Source organism: Nocardioides sp. J9 (assembly GCF_007829375.1).
Lineage (GTDB): Bacteria > Actinomycetota > Actinomycetes > Propionibacteriales > Nocardioidaceae > Nocardioides.
This window is the reverse complement of sequence record NZ_VLJQ01000054.1, coordinates 18808-38368: the sequence shown is the minus strand read 5'-3', so window position 1 is coordinate 38368 and position 19561 is coordinate 18808. Positions and strand designations below refer to the sequence as shown.

Sequence of the window (19561 nt, the reverse complement as noted above, 5' to 3'; positions counted from 1 at the left end):
GCTCGCGCTGCCCGAGGCGCTGGGCTGGTACATCAAGGCGTTGCGCCCGGTGCTGAACCGCGCGGCCGGGGTGCCGATGCCCGGTGACGGCGTGTTCGACGCGATCACCCGCCTGCACGCCGAGCTCGACGACGTGCACGAGCTGCTCTCCGGGCCGGAGGCGAGCGTGCGGCTCGTGCTCACGCCGGAGAAGGTCGTGCTCGCCGAGGCCCGCCGTGCGTTCACGAGTCTGTGCCTGTTCGGCTACCGCGTCGACGGCGTCATCGCGAACCGGGTCTTCCCGACCGACGACGCCGACCCCTGGCGCGCCGCGTGGGTCGAGGCCCAGCGCGCCGTGCTGGCCGAGGTGGCCCAGTCCTTCAACGGGCTGCCCGTCCACAGCTCGGAGTACCAGCCGAGCGAGCCGGTGGGCGTCGACGCGCTCGCCGACCTCGCGAGCACCCTGTACGGCGACACCGACCCGCTCGCCGTACCCGAGGGCGACGGGCCGTTCCGGGTCACCCGCAGTGAGGACGGCGGGGCGGTGGTGCACCTCGCGCTGCCCTTCGTGTCCCGCTCGGAGGTCGAGCTCGCGCGCAACGGCGACGAGCTGGTGATGACCGTCGGCTCCTACCGCCGCCTGCTGACGCTGCCGCCGGGCCTGGCCCGGCTGCGCGTCGCCGGTGCGCGGGTCGACGACGGAGAGCTGCGGGTCCGCTTCGCCGAGCCCGCCCTGGAGGCGCGATGAACGACGAGAACCGCAACGGACGCGACGGCCAGCCCGACGTGGGCAGCGTCGGCGAGGAGGCGATGAAGCTGTTCGGCGCGCTCGCCGACCTCGCCCGCCAGCAGGGCGGGGACGTCGCCGGCGGCCTGGGCGACCTCGCGGGCCAGGCAGCAGCGATGGCGCAGGACGTCAACGAGCACCTCGCGACCGACAGCGCCGAGTGCCGCTACTGTCCGGTGTGCCGCGTGGTGCACGCGGTGCGCCAGACCTCGCCGGAGGTGCGGGCGCACCTCGCCGTCGCGGCGTCCTCGCTGCTGCAGGCGGCGGCGGGACTGCTGGAGACGTTGCCCGCCGACCCGGGCACCCGGGAGGGATCCCGGGGGACCGGTGTCGAGCGGATCGACCTCGACGACGAACCCGAGCCGGGAGACACACCGTGAGCAGCGCACTGACCTGTGGCATCGACATCGGCGGCACCAAGATCGCCGGGGCGGTCGTGGACGCCGACGGCGGCATCGTCGCCGAGGCCCGGGTCGAGTCGCCGGCGGCGGACCCGACGGCGATGGAGGAGGCTGCGGCCGGCCTGGTCGCGCGCTTCGCCGCCGACCACGGGATCACCGCGGTCGGCGTCGGTGCCGCCGGCTACATCGCGTCGGACCGCTCGACCGTGCTCTTCGCCCCCAACATCGCCTGGCGCAACGAGCCGCTCGGCTCCGACCTGGCCCGGCTCGCGGGCCTGCCGGTCGTCGTCGAGAACGACGCGAACGCCGCGGCGTGGGGCGAGTTCCGGTACGGCGCCGGGCGGGACGTCGACGACCAGCTGATGGTCACCGTCGGCACCGGCGTGGGCGGTGGCATCGTCGTCGACGGCCGGCTGCTGCGCGGTGCGCACGGCGTCGCGGCCGAGATCGGCCACCTCAACGTCGTCCCCGACGGCCGCCAGTGCGGCTGCGGCGAGCAGTACGGCAGCGGCACCGCGCTGGTGCGCGCCGCCCGCGAGGCCGTCGCCGCCAACTCCCTGCTCGCCCGGGACCTCGTCGAGCGGGCCGGCGGCGACCCCGAGGCGATCACCGGCCCGATGATCACCGAGGCGGCGCAGGACGAGGACCGGTTCGCCATCGAGCAGTTCGAGCAGCTGGGCCGCTGGCTGGGGCACGGCATCGCCTCCCTCGTCGCGGTCCTCGACCCCGCCGTCATCGTCATCGGCGGCGGCGTGAGCGAGGCCGGTGCGCTGCTGGTCGATCCGCTGCGGGCTGCCTTCGAGCACGAGCTGAGCGGCCGCGGCTTCCGGCCGACCGCCGAGATCCGGCTCGCCGAGCTGGGCAACCGCGCCGGCGTCATCGGTGCCGCCGACCTCGCCCGCGTCTGACGGACGCCCGGTGGAGCGCAACTACACCGTCGGCGTCGACGTCGGCGGCACCAAGGTGCTCGCCGTGCGGGTGAGCGCCTCGGGCGAGCTCGAGGCGTCGGCGGTGCGCCCCATGCCGGGCCGGACCGCGCCGGAGCCCGACGTCGAGACCGCCGTCGCCGACGCCGCCCGCGACGTCTTCCTCACGCACCCACCAGCAGCGGTGGGGGTGTCCGCCGCCGGCCTGGTCGACGCGGCGGGGGAGCACTACCTCTTCGGCGCCCACCTGCCGTGGCGCGACGCGCCCGTGCGCCGCCGGGTCGAGGGCCTGCTCGGCGTGCCCGTCGTCATGGACAACGACGCGAACTGTGCCGCCTGGGCCGAGCTGACCGCCGGGGCCGCGCGCGGCCGCCGGTCGGTCGTGCTGGTCACCATCGGCACCGGGATCGGCGGTGCGCTGGTGCTCGGCGGCCGGCTGGTCCGCGGAGCCCACGGCGTCGCCGGCGAGTTCGGCCACATGCAGGCGGTGCCCGGCGGGCTGGAGTGCGAGTGCGGCCTGCGCGGCTGCTGGGAGCAGTACTGCTCCGGGCGCGCGCTGGAGCGGGTCACCCGGGTCGCCCTGGGCCGGCACCTGACCGGCCCCGAGGTCACTGCGCTGGCGCTGGAGGGCGACGAGGTCGCCCGCGAGGCGTTCGGCTCCGTGGGCCGCTGGCTCGGCGTGGGTACGGCGGCACTGGTGTCCGCGTTCGACCCGGAGCTCGTCGTCGTGGGCGGCGGGGTGTCCGCGGTCGGCGACCTGCTGCTGGCCCCGGCGCGGGAGGCGCTTCGCTCCTCGCTGCAGGGGACCGACCACCGGCCGGTGCCGGACCTCGTGCCGGCCGCGCTCGGGCCGGAGGCCGGCGCGGTGGGCGCCGCGCTCCTCGCGCGCGACGGCAGGCCGTAGCCGGCAGGACCTAGAGGACCGCGCCGTCGTCCCACGGGTCGCGCGGGTCGCTCGGCATCTTCAGCACGAGGTAGCCGAACCCGACGAGGAAGGCGCCGACCAGCGCCCAGCCGACCAGCGACGGGATGCCGACGCCGGCGACGACGAAGACCAGCAGCACCGCGGGGGAGCCGAAGACGCCGAGCCAGGCCAGCAGCCGGTCCGGTGTCGGGCGCGGGAGCGGCGGCGGGGGCGGCGGGACGAACGAGTCCTCGTCGTCGTACCCCAGCTCCGGGGGCTCGTCGTCCGGCTGGCGCACGGGCCCGGGCTCCGGGGCAGCAGCGGGCTCGGCCTGGTCCTCGGGCTCGAGCACCCGCTCGCCGTAGTTGTCGACGATGGCCTGCCAGGCGGCGTCCTCGTCAGGCTGCTCCCGCTGCACGTGCCCAGCCTACGCCCGGGGTCATGCGCTGGCGGTGGTCGCCGAGGTGACCCGGGCGACGAAGTCCGCCGACCGCTCGAAGATCGTCGGGGCGTCGTTGTCGAGGGTGGCGACGTGGTAGCTCTCGGGCAGCTCGACGCGGGTGACGTCGGTGGAGGAGACGCGGTCGAGGATGACCGGCTCGGACACGTCGTCGACGACGTGGTCCACGCTCGAGCGCAGGTAGAGCAGCGGCGAGGTGACCTTCGGCAGGTCGGCCACCAGGCCCGGCCAGCTGCTGATCAGCGAGTGGATCGCCTTGAGCGGGGTCCTGGTGTAGGCGGACTCGGTGACGCCCGGCTTCTTGATGTCGTCGGCGATCGCGGGGAACGCGGGCACGAGGTGCTTGAGCACCGGCAGCAGCTTGACGTCGAGCCGCTTCGTGCCGACGGCGGGGTTGACCAGCATCACGCCCGCGACCTGGTCGCCGCGGTCGGCGGCGAGCCGGAGCGCGAGCGTGCCGCCCATGGACAACCCGCCCACGACGACCGCGTCGTGCTCGGCGCGCAGGTCGTCGAAGGTGCGGGTGATGGCGCCGTACCAGTCGGCGAAGCGGTGCCGGTTGAGCTCCTGCCAGGTCGTGCCGTGCCCCGGCAGCAGGGGTACGGCGACGCCGTACCCGAGCGCGCCGAGGTGCTCGCCCCATGGCCGCATCGACACCGGGGAGCCGGTGAACCCGTGGCTGAGCAGCACGGCGACCCGGCGTCCGCCGGTCAGCTCGGGGCGGGCGGCGATCGTCAGTGGCTCGGTCTGCGGCGCGGGGCTGGTGGCCATGGCGCGATTGTGCCGCACGGCGGGTCGGCGCGGGCGGTGTCGCGGGTGACGGGCAGGCCTACGTCCCGGAGCCGGGAGGCACTACGCTGCAAGGCAGCCGGTGCCCGTTCGGGGCGGGCGCCGCACGCCACGGGAAAGGTACGGGTCAGGTGTTCTACTGGTTCCTGAAGTTCATCGCGCTCGGGCCGCTCCTGAAGGTCGTCTTCAGGCCGCGCGCCGAGGGCGCCGAGAACGTCCCGGCGACGGGTCCGGCGATCCTCGCCAGCAACCACCTCTCCTACGCCGACTGGCTGTTCATGCCGCTGGTGATCCCGCGGATGGTCCGCTTCGTCGCCAAGGCGGAGTACTTCACCTCGCCGGGCATCAAGGGCTGGCTGCAGAAGAACTTCTTCAGCGGCACCGGCAACATCCCGATCGACCGCACCAGCGGCGACGCCGCCTCCGGCGCGCTGGTCTCGGCGAAGCGGGTCCTCGCCGAGGGCGAGCTCTTCGGCATCTACCCCGAGGGCACCCGCTCCCACGACGGGCGCCTCTACCGCGGCAAGACCGGCATCGCCCGGCTCGCGCTGGAGACCGGCGTGCCGGTCATCCCTGTCGCCGTCGTCGGCACCGACGTGGTGGCGCCCCCGGGCAAGAAGTTCGGCCGGATCACGCGTCCGACCGTCCGCTTCGGCAAGCCGATGGACTTCTCCCGCTACGCCGGCATGGAGAACGACCGCTTCATCCTGCGCTCGATCACCGACGAGATCATGTACGAAATCATGAAGCTCTCCGGCCAGGAGTACGTCGACATGTACGCCACCAAGGCCAAGGCCGAGGCGAAGAAGGCCGAGCACGACGAGCGGAAGCTGGCGTCCTGACCGGTCGCGGCGTCCGTCTGGGCCGGCAGCCATGAGGACCCCGCCGTCGCGGGCGGCGCTCGCCGTCGAGGACCGGATGTTCCGCGCGCTCGCGGTGCTCCGAGTCGTCGTGCTCGGCTACGCCCTCGCCATCAACGCCTACCGCAACAACTTCGACCACCCCGCCCTGGCCTGGGCGTGCGTCGGGCTGATGGTCGTCGCGACCGCGGTGTTCATCCCCGTGTACGCCGCGCCCGAGCGCCGCGGGCCCGCGCTGCTCGGCGTCGACCTGGCCCTCGCGGTCGGGCTGCTGCTGGCGACCCCGGTCGTCAAGGGGCCGTGGTTCAGCGCCACCATCCCGAGCTACTTCGTGGTCGGCGCGATGCTCGCCTGGGCCGCCCGCTGGGGCTGGCGCGGCGGGACGGTCGCGGCGGCGACGCTCGGTGCCGTCGACCTGCTGTGCCGCTCCGAGATCGCCCAGAAGGACTGGGGCAACGTCTTCCTGCTCCTGCTCGGCGGGTCCATGGTCGGCTTCCTGTGCGAGTCGCTGAAGGTGATGGCTGCCGAGCGCGACCTCGCCCAGCGCGAGGCCGCGGCCGCCGAGGAGCGGGCGCGGCTGGCCCGGGTCGTGCACGACGGCGTCCTGCAGGTGCTGGCCCTGGTGCAGCGCCGCGGGTCCGAGCTGGGCGGCGAGGCGGCCGAGCTCGGCCGGCTGGCCGGCGAGCAGGAGAACGTGCTGCGCACCCTCATCCGCTCCCAGGACGCCGTCGGCACCGGCGATGGCGCCCGCGCGCCGGGCAGCGCCCCGGCCACCGCCGACCTCTCCGCGGCCCTGGGTCCCCTCGGCGCCCGACCCGGCACCGAGGTCGCACTCCCCGCGGGGGCCGTCGAGCTGCCCGCCCCGGTCGTGGAGGAGCTCGCGGCCGTCGTACGCGCGTGCCTGGACAACGTCGACCGCCACGTCGGCGAGGGCGCCCCGGCGTGGGTCCTCGTGGAGGACCTCGGCGACCGGGTCGAGGTGTCCGTGCGCGACGAGGGACCGGGCATCCCCGAGGGCCGGCTCGCCGCGGCCGACGCGGAGGGACGGATGGGCGTCTCCGAGTCGATCTGCGGGCGGATGCGCGACCTCGGCGGCACCGCCGAGCTCGACACCGGTGCCCACGGCACGGAGTGGGTGCTCAGCGTGCCCCGGGAGGCAGCATGACGATCCACACCACCCACCCCTTCGCCGACGCGGACCCGGACCCGGCGCGCCGGTTCCGCTCCCACGTCAGCGGCGCCGTGACGCTGTGGACCTCGGGCGACGACGTCGAGCGCGCGGGGCTCACGGTCACCTCGCTCATGGTCGCCCTCGGTCCGGAGCCGACCGTGCTGGCGCTCCTCGACCCGGACTCGGACCTGCTCGAGGTGCTGCGCGAGACCGGCACCGCGGTCGTGCAGCTGCTGTCGTGGCCGGACCGCCAGCTCGCCGAGGCGTTCGCGGGTACGGCGCCGGCGCCGGGCGGCCCGTTCCGGCAGTCCGCGTTCGTGGACACCGACCACGGGCCCCGGCTCGCGTCGTCGGCCACCTGGGCAGGGGTCCGCCTGGCCGGGGAGCGGGAGGTCGGCTGGTCGGTCGAGGTCGCGGCCGTCCTCGAGCACGTGGAGGTCGGCGAGACCGACGACCCGCTGCTGCACCGCCGCGGCCGCTTCCACCACCACCAGGCGTAGGGCACTAGGGTTCCTGACCATGACGGACCAGATCCGGGTCATGGTCGTCGACGACCACCCCATGTGGCGCGACGCCGTCGAGCGTGACCTCGCGGCCGCCGGCTTCGACGTGGTCGCGGTGGCCGCCACCGGCACCGAGGCGATCAACCGGTTCCGGGCGACCCGGCCGCAGGTCGTCGTGCTGGATCTGCAGATCCCCGCCCCGACGGGCGTCGAGGTCACGGCCGCGGTGCTGTCGGAGGAGCCGTCGTCGCGGGTGCTGATCCTGTCGGCGTCGGGCGAGCAGGACGACGTCCTCGCGGCCGTGAAGGCCGGTGCCACCGGCTACCTGGTGAAGTCGGCCTCGCGCGAGGAGCTGCTCGACGCGGTGCGCCGCGTCGCGGCCGGCGACAGCGTGTTCACCCCCGGGCTCGCGGCGCTCGTTCTCGGCGAGTTCCGGCGGATGAACCAGCCGGAGACGCCGCCGGGGGAGAAGCTCACCGAGCGGGAGACCGAGATCCTGCGGATGGTGGCCAAGGGGCTGTCGTACAAGCAGATCGCGGAGCGGCTCGTGCTCTCCCACCGCACGGTGCAGAACCACGTGCAGAACACCCTGCGCAAGCTGCAGATGCACAACCGCGTGCAGCTCACGCGTTACGCCATCGAGCAGGGCCTCGACGTCGACGACGAGTAGGCGCTCAGTCGGCTCAGTCGCCGCGGGCGGGGTGCGGCTTCCCGCCGGAGGGCGAGGCGTCGACGAGGTCGTGCTGGACGCCCCAGTCGCGGCGCAGCCGCTGCTCCTGCTCGGCCTCGTAGGCCTTGCCGCGCCGCGCGCGGCGCGGCAGCGTCGCCGGCACCCGGTCGAGCGCGTGGTTCACCGCGGACAGCACCGGCCCGGTGCGCGCCACGAGCGCGGTCAGCCGGGTGGACGGGATGGCCAGCTCGTCAGCGATCTCGTCACCGAGGAAGAGCCGCTCCAGAGCGTGCACCACGGCCGGCGCGTGGCGGGCCAGGCGGCCGGGCAGGACGCCCTCGAGCTCGGGCACGAGGAACTCGCGGTTGATGCTGCCGACCAGCGCCCGGCAGTAGTCGTCGACCGGCGGCCGGGTCAGCAGGTAGACCTCCTCCAGCCGCTGCTGCTCGGCGGCGTCGCGGGGGAGCAGGGACGGGTCGATGCCGAGCAGGTGGCCGAGGTAGCGCCAGCGGGCGTAGGCCGCGTCGACCTCGTGCGGGAGGTACGGCGCGCCGACCTGCCGCATCGCGCGCAGCGGGATGAGCGTGAACTCGACGAGCGTGTAGGCGAGGTAGGCCTGGCAGATCGGCAGCCCCCACGCGGCGGAGTCCCAGTCGGGGCGGCGCAGCAGGTCGGCGCGGACCAGCGCGTGGATGACCCGCACCCGGACGGTGAGCTCGAAGCCGTCGGAGAACCGGTCCAGCCCGCCGGGCTGGTTGACCGCGATCAGCCACGAGCCGACCTCGATGGTGCGCGCGCCGGCGTTCTCGACGTACCTCCCGGTCATCTCGAGCGGCCGGGACGCCGCCGAGTTCGCGTAGCCGCTGACCAGCGAGGCGGCGCCGAGCACGATGCCGGCGGCGCGGGAGTAGCGCGCGACGTACCGGCTGTCGCGGTAGATCCGTTCCGCGTCGAGCCACGGCGGGGTGCGGTCGAGCTCGGCGAAGAGCGCCCGCAGCGTCTCCGGTGCGTCGGGCACGGCGGCGATCCCCTCGCGGCACGCAGTCCGGAGCATCCGCATCGCCCGGCCGTGCCCCACCTTCGAGAAGTCGGCGACGAAGGCGTCGGCGAGCGGGTCGCCCTGCCACATGGCGGCGAGGTAGGTGTCGGTGAAGTCCCCGAACCGGCGCCGGGCCTCGTCCACCCGGCGGAGGCTGGTCGGGACGCCTGCGGGGAGCTGCTCGGTCACCATGCCACGAGGCTAAAGTGAGGAAGTCTCACCTTCTACTCACTTTCCGGGAGGCCTCGTGGCGCAGCGCCCGCGGGCCCGTCCGCGCCAGGACCGGGCCGTCCAGACGCGCCGGCACCTCCTGGACACGGCGGTGCGCATCCTCGACCAGCACGGCCCCGACCGGCTGACCACGACCGCGGTCGTCGAGCGTGCGCACGTCAGCAGCGGCACCTTCTACCGCTACTTCAACGACCGCAACGAGCTGCTCGACGTGCTGCGCGACGAGGCGGTGCGCGCGATCAGCGACGACCTCATGGTCAGTGTCGTCGACGCGCTCGAGCTCGACCTCGAGGACGCCATCCGGCTGGTCGTGCTCACCCTCGTCGAGGGCTTCGAGCAGCACCGTGGCGTCATCACCGCTATGGTCAACCGGATGCCGGCCGGCAACAACGCCAACGTGCTGCCCGAGATCGAGGCCGACCTGCACCGGCTGGCCTCGCTGCTCCCGCGCCGGCACCGCCCGGACCTGCCGCCCGACCGCCTCGAGGGCGTGGTGTTCATGCTGATGGGCGTCCTGGTCTCCACCTGCCTGCGCACCGCGCTGGCCCGGCCACCGGACGTCGACCGGGACCAGCTCGTCGACCTCACGGTGGCGATGATCAGCGCCGGGCTGCGCGACCTGCCGGGAGGGGACTGAGCGCCGGGCACGCCCGTCGGGCAGACTCGGGGAGTGGCCGACCTGCTGGAGATCGCCGACGAGCTCTACGCCCTGCCGCTGGGCGAGTTCACGCCGTCGCGCGACGCGCGGGCGAAGGAGCTCAAGGGCACGCCGCTGGCCGCGAAGGTGAAGTCGCTGCGCAAACCCAGCACCGCCGCGTGGGTCGTCAACCTGCTGGTACGACGCGAGGGAGGCCAGGTCGACCAGGTGCTCAGCGTCGGCGCGGCCCTGCGCGAGGCCCAGCAGGCGATGTCGGCCGGCGAGCTCCGCAACCTCACCCGGCAACGCCGGCAGGKCACCGCCGCCGTCACCACCCAGGCCCGGCGGCTCGCCGCCGAGGAGGGCCTGCGGGTCACCGAGGCCGTCGCCGAGCAGGTCGAGGCGACGCTCACCGCCGCCATGGTCGACGAGGGCTGCGGCCGGGCCGTGCGCAGCGGGCTGCTGACCGCGGCGCTGCGCACCACCGGCGTCGAGCCGATGGAGGAGGGCGACCTCGCCGCGGCGCTCGCCGTGCCGGAGGCGCTGGGCTTCAGCGCCACGCCGCGCGAGGCAAAGGCACCCGGCCCGCCCGACCTGCACGTCGTACCGGACCCGGACAAGGAGGCGAAGGCGCGCGCGGCCGCGGAGGAGCGCCTCGCCGCGGCCGTCGAGGAGCACGAGGCCGCGGCCGAGGCCCACGACGAGGCGAAGGCCGAGGTCGAGCGGCTCGAGGCGCGCCAGCTGCAGGTGCAGGCCGAGATCGACGAGCTGCGCCGCAAGCTCGCCGACCTCGAGGACCAGGCCGAGGGGCTCGAGGAGGAGCTGGCCGAGGCCGAGGAGGTCCGCGACGGTGCCTCGGCCGAGCTGCGCACCGCCACCGCGGAGCGCGACGCCGCCCAGCGCGCGCTCGACCGCCTCGGCTGACCCGCCGGGACGGCGGACCTCAGCCCGCGCGGACGATCTCGAGCACCCGCCGGTCGATCCAGGCCAGCTCGGGGGAGACCCGCATCTCGTAGTTCTCGGTGCCCACCCAGGTCAGGAAGTCGGGGTGGCCGGCCGCGGTCGCGAAGGCCTCCAGCTCCTCACGCAGCCCGGCGTCGACCACCACCTTCTCGTCGTCGGTCGAGGCGGTGAGGTAGAGCTCGTGCAGCGCCAGCAGCCGGCGCAGCTCCTCGATCGGCGCGGCGTGGTCGTCGACGCGGAGGTCGACGGCGACGTCGTCGCGACCGCCGTAGCCGGCCTCCTCGCGGACCACCATGATCGCGGCGGACTGGCGCCCGCGACGGTCGCCGCCGGCCTCGTCGCCCGCGACCAGCGCGGCCACCAGCCGGTCCTGCAGGGGCGCCGTGGCGTCGCTGGCGAGCCAGGCCTCCTCCATCGCCTCGACCACCTCGGGGCCGGCCAGGCAGTTGCCCTGGATGGCGTAGCCGTCGCCGGTGCGGCCGCCGGCCCACGGGATGCACTCGGTCCCGGTGTGCGAGGCGGCGTTGCCGTCGAGGTCGACGATGCCGGCCTGGCGGTGCTGGTAGCCGGGATCCTCCTCCAGGAGCCGCTGGAGCGCGACCGGTGCGGTCGCCCCCTCGTCCAGGTGGGCGAGGGCGAGACCCTTCCAGGCCACGTTCGCGTCGGCCTGGGTGGCGATGGCACCGACCCCCGCCACGGCGGCCGGGACGGCGGAGCCGACGGCGAGGAACTTCGAGGCGACGGCGACGCCCCAGGTCTCGCCGTCGGCGGAGCGGGCAACGATCGAGAAGGTCATGCCCGCAGCCTAGGCCGCGCCGGGAGCCGGCCTAGGCCGAGTCGCGGCGGACCAGCGCCGGCGGGAAGATCACCCGGATCGGGCGTGGTCCGCGCTGGTCGTCGATCTGCTCCAGCAGCAGCCGCACGGCCTGCTCGGCCATCTCCCCGATCGGGTTGCGCACCGTCGTCAGCTGCGGCGTGGTGCGTTCGGGTACCCCCACATCGTCGTACCCGACCACAGCCACGTCGCCCGGGACGCTGCGTCCCGACCCGGCGAGAACGCGCAGCGCGCCCGCCGCCATGAGGTCCGACGCGGCGACGATGCCGTCGAGGTCCGGCGCCCGCTCCAGCAGCAGCCGGGCCGCCGCCTCGCCGCCGGACTCGGTGAAGTCGCCGTGCTCGACGAGATCGTCGGACAGCCCCGCGGCCCGCATGGTCGTGCGCCAGCCGTCGAGGCGGTCGATGCCGGCGGCCATGTCGCCCGGTCCGGCGATCGTCGCGATCCGGCGGCAGCCCCGCTCGACCAGCAGCTCGGTCGCGGCCCGCCCGCCCGCGACGTTGTCGGTGTCGACGTAGGCGACCTTGTCCGCGCTGGTCCACGGCCGGCCGACGAACGCGCACGGCAGGCCGAGCGCGGCGAGGTGGTCGGCGAGCCGGTCGCTGCGGTGGTGCGAGACCACGATCGCGCCGTCGATGTGCCGGCTGCCGAGGTAGCGCAGCAGGCGCCGCTCCTCCTCGCCGGGCTTCGCCAGCAGCAGCACGAGCTGCAGGTCCCGGGTCGCGAGCATCCGGTTGACCCCGCGCAGGGTGTGCACGAAGAAGGGGTCGGAGAACACCCGCTCGTCCGGCTCGGGCACCACCAGCGCGACCGAGTCGGTGCGTCGGGTGACCAGGCTCCGGGCGGCCGGGTTCGGGGTGTAGCCGAGCTCGAGCACGGCCGCCTCGACCGCGGCGAGCGCGGCGGGGGAGACCCGGTTGCCCCCGTTGATCGCGCGCGAGGCCGTCGCCCGCGACACACCGGCGCGGCGGGCGACCTCGTCGAGGGTCGGCGCACCCCCCGGGGAGTCGCTCGGCGGTCGGTTCACGCGGGGCACGTTAACCGACTTCCGGCAGGCGTCCGGTGCGGGCGACCTCGGCGATGAGCCGGGCGCTCGACTTGGGGGTACGACGCTGGTTCTCGAAGTCGCAGTGCACGATGCCGAAGCGCTGCTCGTAGCCGTAGGCCCACTCGAAGTTGTCGAGCAACGACCACGCGAAGTAGCCGCGCACGTCGACACCGGCGGCCATCGCCTCGTGGAGGGCGCGCAGGTGGCCGTGGAAGTAGGTCACCCGCTCCGGGTCGTGCACCGTGCCGTCGGGCGCCACCTCGTCGGGGTAGGCCGCGCCGTTCTCGGTGATGTAGACCGGCGGGAGGTCGTAGTCGCGGGCGAGCCCGACCAGCAGGTCGCGCAGGCCGTCGGGCTGGACCTCCCAGTCGATGCCGGTCACCGGCAGCCCGCGGCGGGGGAAGACGATGCCGTCGCCGCCCGGGAACGGGCTGGAGGTCGGCCGGCTCGGGTGCGGGATCCGCGAGCCGAGCAGGTCGGCCGCCGGGTGCTCGCGACCCGACGCGGCGTCGCCGTGGTAGTAGTTCACGCCCAGGAAGTCGAGGGGAGCGCTGATCACCTCGAGGTCGCCCTCGAGCACGAACTCCTGCCAGGTCCGGCCGCGCCAGGTCATGCCCTCGGTGTGCGCGGCCAGCCCGTCGTCGTACTTGCCGCGCAGGACGGGCTCGAGGAACACCCGGTTCCACAGCTGGTCGACCCGCTCGGCCGCGGCCACGTCGGCCGGCTCGCTGGCGTCGAAGGGCTCGGCCAGGGTGAGGTTCAGCGTGATGCCGAGCTGGTCCTCCGGCGCACGCCGGCGCAGCTCCTCGACGGCGCGCCCGTGGGCGAGCAGGAGGTGGTGGGCGGCGATGACGCCGGCGACGCCCTCCTGCCGGCCCGGCGCGTGCTGGCCGCCGGTGTAGCCGAGGAAGGCGCTGCACCACGGCTCGTTGAAGGTGGTCCAGTGGTGCACGCGGTCGCCGAGCGCCTCGTGGATCGTGAGCGCGTACTCGACGTACCGCTCCACGGTGTCCCGCTCCAGCCAGCCGCCGGCGTCCTCGAGCGCCTGGGGGAGGTCCCAGTGGTAGAGCGTCGCCCACGGCAGCACGCCGGCACCGAGGAGCTCGTCGACGAGGCGGTCGTAGAAGCCGATGCCCGCCGGGTTGGGGGCACCGCCGTCGGGGCGCACCCGCGGCCAGGCGATGGAGAAGCGGTAGGAGCCGAGGCCGAGGTCGCGCACGAGGGCGACGTCCTCGGGCATCCGGTGGTAGTGGTCGCACGCGACGTCCCCGGTGTCGCCGTTGCGCACCGCGCCGGGGACCCTGCTGAAGGTGTCCCAGATCGACGGCGTGCGGCCGTCCTCGCTGGCGGCGCCCTCGATCTGGTACGCCGCGGTGGCGGCTCCCCAGAGGAAGTCGGCGGGGAAGGTGTGCTCACCGGTGGTGGGCTGGGCGGGGGTGGGGGTCGGGGAGGTCATCCCTTGACGGCTCCTTGCATGATGCCGGTGACCAGCTGTCGGCCGGCGAGGACGAAGAGCAGGAGCAGCGGGATGGTCGACATCCCGGCGCCTGCGAGGACGAGCGCGTAGTCGGTGGTCTGGCCCTGGCCGGTCAGCGCGAGCCGGTCGAGGGCGATCTGGAGGGTCTCGGTCTCCTGCAGCGCGACGAGCGGCCACATGTAGTCGGTCCACACCTGCATGAAGGTGAACAGGAAGAGGATCGCCATCGCCGGGCGTGCGGCCGGGACGGCGACCGTCCAGAACGTGCGCAGCATGGTGCAGCCGTCCATGCGGGCGGCCTCGATCAGCTCCGTGGGCACCGCGTCGACGAGGTACTGCCGCATGAAGAAGACGCCGAAGGCGGTGACCAGCGTCGGCAGCGCGACGGCGGCCAGGGTGTCGAGCAGTCCGTAGTCGCGCATCAGGATGAACAGCGGGACGATCGCCAACTGCGTCGGCACTGCCATCGTCATCACGACGAAGCCCATCAGCACGTTGCTGCCCCGGAACTTCAGCTTCGCGAACGCGTAGCCGGCCAGGGTCGAGAAGAACACCACGGCCACACCGCAGGCGGTCGAGACGATGAGGCTGTTGAGCATCGCCTGCCAGAAGTCCACCGAGTCGATGACGCGGCGGGCGTTCTCGAGGAAGTGCCCGCCCGGGACGAGGGGAGGCGGGAAGTCGTTGGCCTCGCCCTTGGTGTGCGAGCCGATGACGAACGACCAGTAGAGCGGCAGCGCCGAGCCGATGACGAACGCGGCGAGCAGGCCGTAGACGAGGAACCCGGGACGCCCGGACGTGCGGGCGCTCACGAGACGCTCCTGCGGGTGAGGAAGCGGGTGATCGCGAAGTTGAGTGCCGCGATCCCCACGATGATGAGGAAGAGGATCCAGGCGGCGGCCGAGGCGCGGCCGTAGAACTGGTCCTCGATGCCCTTGACGTAGATGTAGAGCGTCGAGGTCATGTACTGGTGGTCCGGGCCGCCCTCGCGGTTCGGGGTGTCGTCGAACAGCCGCGGCTCGGTGAAGATCTGCAGCCCGCCGATGGTGCTGGTGATGATGACGAAGATCATCGTCGGCCGGATCATCGGCAGCGTGACGGAGAAGAACTGGCGGATCCGCCCGGCGCCGTCGAGCGACGCCGCCTCGTAGAGGTCGCGGGGGACCGCCTGCATCGCCGCGAGGAAGATCAGGGCGTTGTAGCCGGTCCAGCGCCAGTTGACCATCCCGGCGATCGCCAGGTGGCTCCACCAGCGGTCGACGTGCCAGCGGATCGGCTCCAGGCCGATCTCGGTCAGGAGCTGGTTGATCATGCCGTAGCGGTCGGCGAACAGGCTGCCGAAGATCAGCACCGCCGCCGTCGGCGCGACGACGAAGGGGAGCAGCACGCTCATCCGCCAGAAGGTGCGCCCGCGCAGGCGGTTGTCGAGCAGGGCCGCCACGGCCACCGCCAGGACGACCTGGGGGACCGAGGACATCAAGAAGATGGAGAAGGTGTTGACCAGGGCCTTGCGGAAGACCGGGTCGGTCAGCACGAAGCGGTAGTTGTCGAGGCCGATGAACTCGCCCCGCACGTAGTAGGCCCGGTTCCAGTCGAAGAGCGAGAGGAAACCGGTGTAGAGGAGCGGGTAGAGCCCGACGAGCGCGAACAGGACGAAGAACGGCGACACGTAGAGGTACGGGCTGAGCTTGAGGTCCCAGCGCGAGCGGCGCTGGCGGCGCAGGAGCCTGCGGTCGCCGGCCGCACGGTCGCGCCGGCGGTCCCCGGGCGGCTCGGTGCGCCCGTCCGCCGGGGACGTCGCGGTGGCGGCGTCCCCGGCGGGTGCGGTGCTGTTGGTCATCGGGTCTCGATCACTCGGTCGGGTGGGAGGTTTCCGGCACGGTCGGGGTCACTGCAGCGCAGCGACGTCGGACAGGAAGGTCTTCCACGACTTCTCCGGGTCGGTTCCCTGGTCGACGCGGTTGATGGCGTCCTGGAACTTCCCGAGGATGTCGGAGTAGAGCGGGCCGTGGTAGGGCTGCACCTCGATCGCCGCGGCACGGTTGGAGAAGATCTCACCGGCCGGGGCGTCGTTGAAGTAGGCGTCCGTGGCCTTGAGCAGCTCCGGGTCCTCGAGCGCCTCGACCTGCGAGGGGAAGTTGCCGAGGCTGGCGAAGATCTTCAGCTGCTGCTCCGGGGCGGTGATCCAGGTGATGAACTCCTGGGCCTCGGCCTGGTGCTCCGACGTCTTCGGGATCGCGAGGTAGGAGCCGCCCCAGTTGCCGCCACCGCCGGGGAACACGTCGGCGATGTCCCACACGACACCCTTCGGGGCCGGGTCGCCGGTGTTGTCACGGATGTTGCTGCGCATCCAGCCCGGGCAGGGGATGGTGGCGAAGCCGTCCTTCTTGAAGCCGGCGCTCCAGTCGTCGCTCCACTGCGGCGCCTTCGTCGACAGCGTCGGCACGTGGCTGGTCACGGTGTCGTAGAGGGCCTTGAGCTCCTCGTTCTCGACGTCGACGGTGTTGTCGGCCTGCTCGAACGGGAACTCGACCTGGTTGAGCATCGCCTGCGCGATCGAGCCGGAGGCGTCGTACCAGGCACTGCCGGGGACCGCCTTGACGAACTTCTCGCCGAGCGCGAAGTAGTCCTCCCAGGTGGTCATCAGCTTCGCGACCTCGGCACGGTCGCTGGGCAGCCCGGCCTTCTCGAAGAGGTCGGCGCGGTAGCAGATCGCCTCCGGGCCGGCGTCGGTCGCGTAGCCGAGGAGCGCACCGTCGGGCGTGGTCGCGGCCTCCTCCTTGAAGTCGAGCCAGCGGCCCTCCACCTCGTCGGCGGACAGGTCGACCCACCGGTCGGGGGCGGCGACGAGGGCGGGCATGAAGTCGCCCTCGACGGCGACCACGTCCGGCAGGCCGCTGCCGGCCTGCAGGTTGGTGTTGAGCTCGTTCTTCCAGTCGTCCCACAGGGAGACCTTGGTCTGCTTGACCTGGATGTCGGGGTTGGCGGCGTTCCACTCCTCGATGAGGGCGTCGTAGCCGAACTCGCCGAAGGTGGTGATCGTCAGCGACTCGCCCTCGCCCAGCTTCTGCTGCTCGGCGGACTTGGTCGGGTCGTCGCTGGAGCCGCAGGCACTCATCCCGAGGACGAGGCTCGCGACGGCCGCCGAGGCGACCAGGCGGGTGGGCCGGCGAAGGCCCGCGGTGGTGTGGTGCACGGTGTTGCTCCTCGGGGTGAGCGGTGAGGCGGGAGTCTGCCGCTGTCGGCGCTGCAGGTGTGAGAGCGCTTCCATTCCGTGCGGCCTGCACACCATGACATGGGTCACACGCGACGTCAACACCCTCGCAGGAGTTCGAGATCGAGCCTCCTGTCTCGCGTGGGAGCGCTTCCACTGGACTGGCGTGGAAGCCTGTCCTACTGTGAGCCCCGTCACCGGTGGACGCCGGTGGGAGACCCGCGAGAGGAGCGGACATGGCACAGGTGCGGTTCGACCAGGCGACCTACGCCTACCCGGGCGCCGACCGGCCCGCCGTCGACGGCCTCGACCTGGAGATCGCCGACGGCGAGTTCATGGTGCTGGTCGGGCCCTCGGGTTGCGGCAAGTCGACCTCGCTGCGGATGGTGGCCGGGCTGGAGCCGGTGACGTCGGGCTCAATCCACATCGGGGACCAGGACGTCACCGACGTCGCGCCGAAGGACCGCGACATCGCCATGGTCTTCCAGACCTATGCGCTCTACCCGCACCTGACGGTGGCGGAGAACATGGCCTTCGCGCTCAAGATCGCCGGCGTTCCCAGGCCCGAGCGCACGGCCCGGGTCGCCGAGGCCGCGAAGCTGCTCGACCTCGAGGGCGTGCTCGACCGGAAGCCGCGGGCACTGTCCGGCGGCCAGCGCCAGCGCGTGGCGATGGGGCGCGCGATCGTCCGCCAGCCCCAGGTCTTCTGCATGGACGAGCCGCTGTCGAACCTCGACGCGAAGCTGCGCGTCTCCACCCGCACCCAGATCGCCGCCCTGCAGCGCCGGCTCGGCACCACCACGGTCTACGTCACCCACGACCAGGTGGAGGCGATGACGATGGGGGACCGGGTGGCCGTCATGAAGGACGGCCTCCTCCAGCAGGTCGACACCCCGCTCGCGCTCTTCGACCGGCCGGCCAACGCCTTCGTCGCCGGGTTCATCGGCTCCCCGGCGATGAACCTGCTCGCCGGCAAGACCGCCGGCGACGGGGTGGCCGTCGTGGACGGGGTGGACATCCCGATCGCCCGGGATGCCGCCGCAGCCGCCACCGGCCCGGTCACGCTCGGCGTCCGCCCGGAGGCGTGGCGCGTCGTCGGGCCGGACGAGCCCGGGCTCCCGGTCACCGTGCAGGTCGTCGAGGAGCTCGGCGCCGACTCCTACCTCTACGCCACCCCCGCCGCCGTGGACCTCGGCACCCGCCCCGCCGGCGAGCTCGTGCCGCAGGTCGTCGTACGGCTCGACCAGCGCACCGGCCTGCGACGCGGCGAGCAGGTGCGCCTCGCCGTCGACCCGGCCGCGGTCCACGTCTTCGACGGCGAGACGGGCCTCCGGCTCGGGGCGTAGGTTGAGTGCCATGCGCGTCGGAGTGCTGACCGGTGGAGGGGACTGTCCCGGGCTCAACGCCGTGATCCGGGCCGTCGTCCGCAAGGGCGTCAAGGAGCACGGTTTCGAGTTCGTCGGCTTCTGCGACGGCTGGCGGGGCCCCCTCGAGGGCCTGACCATGCCGCTGGGCATCGAGCAGTGCCGCGGCATCCTCCCGCGCGGCGGCACCATCCTGGGCTCGTCGCGGACCAACCCCTTCAGCGTCGAGAACGGCGTCGAGCGGATCCGCGAGAACCTCGCGGTCGGCGGCGAGGACACCCTCGGGGTCGCGACGAAGCTCGCCGACCTCGGGGTCCGGGTCGTCGGCGTCCCGAAGACCATCGACAACGACCTGTCCGGCACCGACTTCACCTTCGGCTTCGACACCGCGGTCAACATCGCCACCGAGGCGATCGACCGGCTGCACACCACCGCCGAGTCGCACCACCGCGTCCTCGTGGTGGAGGTGATGGGCCGCCACGCCGGGTGGATCGCGCTGCACGCCGGCATCGCCGGCGGGGCGAGCGCGGTGCTCATCCCGGAGGTGCCCTTCGACATCGAGGCGGTCTGCGCCCACGTCGAGACCCGCTTCCACAGCGAGTACGCCCCGATCATCGTGGTCTCCGAGGGTGCGGTGCCCGCCGACGGCAGCGGGATGACGCTGGCCAGCGGCGAGAAGGACGCCTTCGGCCACGTCCGGCTCGGCGGCATCGGCGACCGGCTCGCGCGCGAGATCGAGGACCGCACCGGCAAGGAGGCGCGCGCCGTCGTCCTCGGCCACGTCCAGCGGGGCGGGACACCCACCGCGTTCGACCGCTGGCTGGCCACCCGCTTCGGCCTGCAGGCGATCGACGCGGTCGCCGACGGGGACTACGGCGTCATGGTGGCCCTGCGCGGCGCCGACATCGTGCGGGTCCCGCTCATCGAGGGCACCGGCGAGCTGAAGGTCGTCAGCCCCCGGGAGTACGCCGAGGCGCAGGTCTTCTTCGGCTGAGGCTCCCTCAGCCGTGCCCGACGTCGACGTCGACCACGAGCGCCCGGTGGTCCGACAGTGCCATCTCCCGCGCCTCGAAGCGCGCGGGGAGCGGCCGGTCGGCGAGCACGTGGTCGAGCTGCTCGACCGGCGCGTCGGCCGGGAAGGTCGTGGCCGCCGCGAGCGGGTGCAGCCCACTGACGCCCGCCGCCCGGTCGAGGCCCATGTTCAGGTCGCCGGTGAGCAGCAGCGGCCGACGCGCCCCGGAGAGGGCGCGGACCAGGTGGCGCAGCTGCCGGCCGTTCCACCAGCGCACGAACGACAGGTGGG

General features: G+C 73.4%; 22 protein-coding genes. 12 read left to right on the top strand and 10 right to left on the bottom strand.

All coding sequences use genetic code 11. From position 1 onward, the window contains the following. The 4 genes from L615_RS05430 to L615_RS05415 form a co-directional block, all read left to right on the top strand. A partial coding sequence (locus L615_RS05430; protein ID WP_145724395.1) for an ArsA family ATPase occupies nt 1-727 on the top strand: 727 nt, incomplete at its 5' end. Next, a complete protein-coding gene (locus L615_RS05425) occupies nt 724-1146 on the top strand; it encodes a hypothetical protein (protein ID WP_145724372.1) in 423 nt (140 codons plus the stop codon). The genes L615_RS05430 and L615_RS05425, both read left to right, overlap by 4 nt. Further along, the gene (locus L615_RS05420; RefSeq protein WP_222430451.1) at nt 1143-2075 is read left to right on the top strand and encodes an ROK family glucokinase; all 933 of its coding nucleotides are present in this window, start codon (nt 1143-1145) and stop codon (nt 2073-2075) included. Before L615_RS05425 ends, L615_RS05420 begins: the two co-directional genes overlap by 4 nt. A gap of 10 nt (nt 2076-2085) precedes the next feature. Further along, a complete protein-coding gene (locus tag L615_RS05415) occupies nt 2086-2997 on the top strand; it encodes an ROK family protein (RefSeq protein WP_145724371.1) in 912 nt (303 codons plus the stop codon). Between the two features lie 10 nt (nt 2998-3007). Here the strand turns inward: L615_RS05415 and L615_RS05410 are convergent, their stop codons facing one another. Both L615_RS05410 and L615_RS05405 read right to left on the bottom strand, forming a co-directional pair. Next, nucleotides 3008-3415: a hypothetical protein gene (locus L615_RS05410; RefSeq protein WP_145724370.1), complete on the bottom strand. Its 408-nt coding sequence runs from the start codon at nt 3413-3415 to the stop codon at nt 3008-3010. A gap of 21 nt (nt 3416-3436) precedes the next feature. Then, entirely contained in the window at nt 3437-4228 is a 792-nt protein-coding gene (locus L615_RS05405; RefSeq protein ID WP_028655234.1) for a carboxylesterase, read from the bottom strand. A gap of 149 nt (nt 4229-4377) precedes the next feature. On the opposite strand from L615_RS05405, the gene L615_RS05400 reads away from it, so the two are divergent. From L615_RS05400 to L615_RS05385, 4 genes are read left to right on the top strand one after another with little or no spacing between them, the layout of a single operon-like run. Continuing rightward, nucleotides 4378-5088 carry a 1-acyl-sn-glycerol-3-phosphate acyltransferase gene (locus tag L615_RS05400; RefSeq protein ID WP_028655235.1) on the top strand — a complete coding sequence of 237 codons (711 nt, stop codon included), beginning with the start codon at nt 4378-4380 and terminating at the stop codon, nt 5086-5088. Nucleotides 5089-5119: 31 nt separating this feature from the next. Further along, a complete protein-coding gene (gene macS / locus L615_RS05395) occupies nt 5120-6271 on the top strand; it encodes a MacS family sensor histidine kinase (RefSeq protein WP_145724369.1) in 1152 nt (383 codons plus the stop codon). Next, on the top strand, nt 6268-6777 hold the full coding sequence (locus tag L615_RS05390; RefSeq protein WP_145724368.1) for a flavin reductase family protein: 510 nt from the start codon (nt 6268-6270) through the stop codon (nt 6775-6777). Before macS ends, L615_RS05390 begins: the two co-directional genes overlap by 4 nt. Before the next feature lie 19 nt (nt 6778-6796). After that, complete coding sequence (locus L615_RS05385; RefSeq protein WP_145724367.1) at nt 6797-7450, top strand: response regulator transcription factor; 654 nt, start codon at nt 6797-6799, stop codon at nt 7448-7450. 13 nt (nt 7451-7463) lie between these two features. Here L615_RS05385 and L615_RS05380 read toward each other — a convergent pair whose 3' ends face one another. Further along, nucleotides 7464-8681, bottom strand: a complete 1218-nt coding sequence (locus tag L615_RS05380; protein WP_145724366.1) for an oxygenase MpaB family protein — start codon at nt 8679-8681, stop codon at nt 7464-7466. A gap of 55 nt (nt 8682-8736) precedes the next feature. On the opposite strand from L615_RS05380, the gene L615_RS05375 reads away from it, so the two are divergent. Then, the gene (locus L615_RS05375) at nt 8737-9357 is read left to right on the top strand and encodes a TetR/AcrR family transcriptional regulator (protein WP_145724365.1); all 621 of its coding nucleotides are present in this window, start codon (nt 8737-8739) and stop codon (nt 9355-9357) included. Nucleotides 9358-9390: 33 nt separating this feature from the next. Then, nucleotides 9391-10281: a hypothetical protein gene (locus L615_RS05370; protein WP_145724364.1), complete on the top strand. Its 891-nt coding sequence runs from the start codon at nt 9391-9393 to the stop codon at nt 10279-10281. Between the two features lie 19 nt (nt 10282-10300). On the opposite strand, the gene L615_RS05365 is transcribed toward L615_RS05370, so the two are convergent. Genes L615_RS05365 through L615_RS05340 form a run of 6 tightly spaced genes read right to left on the bottom strand, consistent with a single transcriptional unit; the run spans nt 10301 to nt 16876 of the window. Beyond that, nucleotides 10301-11116 carry a DUF1028 domain-containing protein gene (locus tag L615_RS05365; protein ID WP_145724363.1) on the bottom strand — a complete coding sequence of 272 codons (816 nt, stop codon included), beginning with the start codon at nt 11114-11116 and terminating at the stop codon, nt 10301-10303. A gap of 31 nt (nt 11117-11147) precedes the next feature. Further along, the gene (locus L615_RS05360) at nt 11148-12182 is read right to left on the bottom strand and encodes a LacI family DNA-binding transcriptional regulator (protein WP_028655242.1); all 1035 of its coding nucleotides are present in this window, start codon (nt 12180-12182) and stop codon (nt 11148-11150) included. 10 nt (nt 12183-12192) lie between these two features. Next, entirely contained in the window at nt 12193-13659 is a 1467-nt protein-coding gene (locus L615_RS05355; protein ID WP_145724362.1) for a glycoside hydrolase family 1 protein, read from the bottom strand. Further along, nucleotides 13656-14492: a carbohydrate ABC transporter permease gene (locus tag L615_RS05350; protein WP_186449743.1), complete on the bottom strand. Its 837-nt coding sequence runs from the start codon at nt 14490-14492 to the stop codon at nt 13656-13658. The genes L615_RS05355 and L615_RS05350 overlap by 4 nt, the downstream gene beginning before the upstream one ends. Then, on the bottom strand, nt 14489-15520 hold the full coding sequence (locus L615_RS05345) for a carbohydrate ABC transporter permease (RefSeq protein WP_145724361.1): 1032 nt from the start codon (nt 15518-15520) through the stop codon (nt 14489-14491). Before L615_RS05345 ends, L615_RS05350 begins: the two co-directional genes overlap by 4 nt. A gap of 48 nt (nt 15521-15568) precedes the next feature. Further along, complete coding sequence (locus L615_RS05340) at nt 15569-16876, bottom strand: ABC transporter substrate-binding protein (RefSeq protein WP_261376569.1); 1308 nt, start codon at nt 16874-16876, stop codon at nt 15569-15571. Between the two features lie 254 nt (nt 16877-17130). Here L615_RS05340 and L615_RS05335 point away from each other — a divergent pair, with 254 nt between their 5' ends. Together L615_RS05335 and L615_RS05330 are read left to right on the top strand one after the other, a co-directional pair. Further along, nucleotides 17131-18240, top strand: coding sequence for an ABC transporter ATP-binding protein (locus tag L615_RS05335; RefSeq protein ID WP_145724359.1), 1110 nt, complete (start codon nt 17131-17133; stop codon nt 18238-18240). A gap of 10 nt (nt 18241-18250) precedes the next feature. Then, on the top strand, nt 18251-19252 hold the full coding sequence (locus tag L615_RS05330) for a 6-phosphofructokinase (protein WP_145724358.1): 1002 nt from the start codon (nt 18251-18253) through the stop codon (nt 19250-19252). Nucleotides 19253-19259: 7 nt separating this feature from the next. On the opposite strand, the gene L615_RS24070 is transcribed toward L615_RS05330, so the two are convergent. Beyond that, nucleotides 19260-19561: endonuclease/exonuclease/phosphatase family protein (locus L615_RS24070; RefSeq protein ID WP_396954714.1), on the bottom strand; the 302-nt coding region annotated here is incomplete at its 5' end.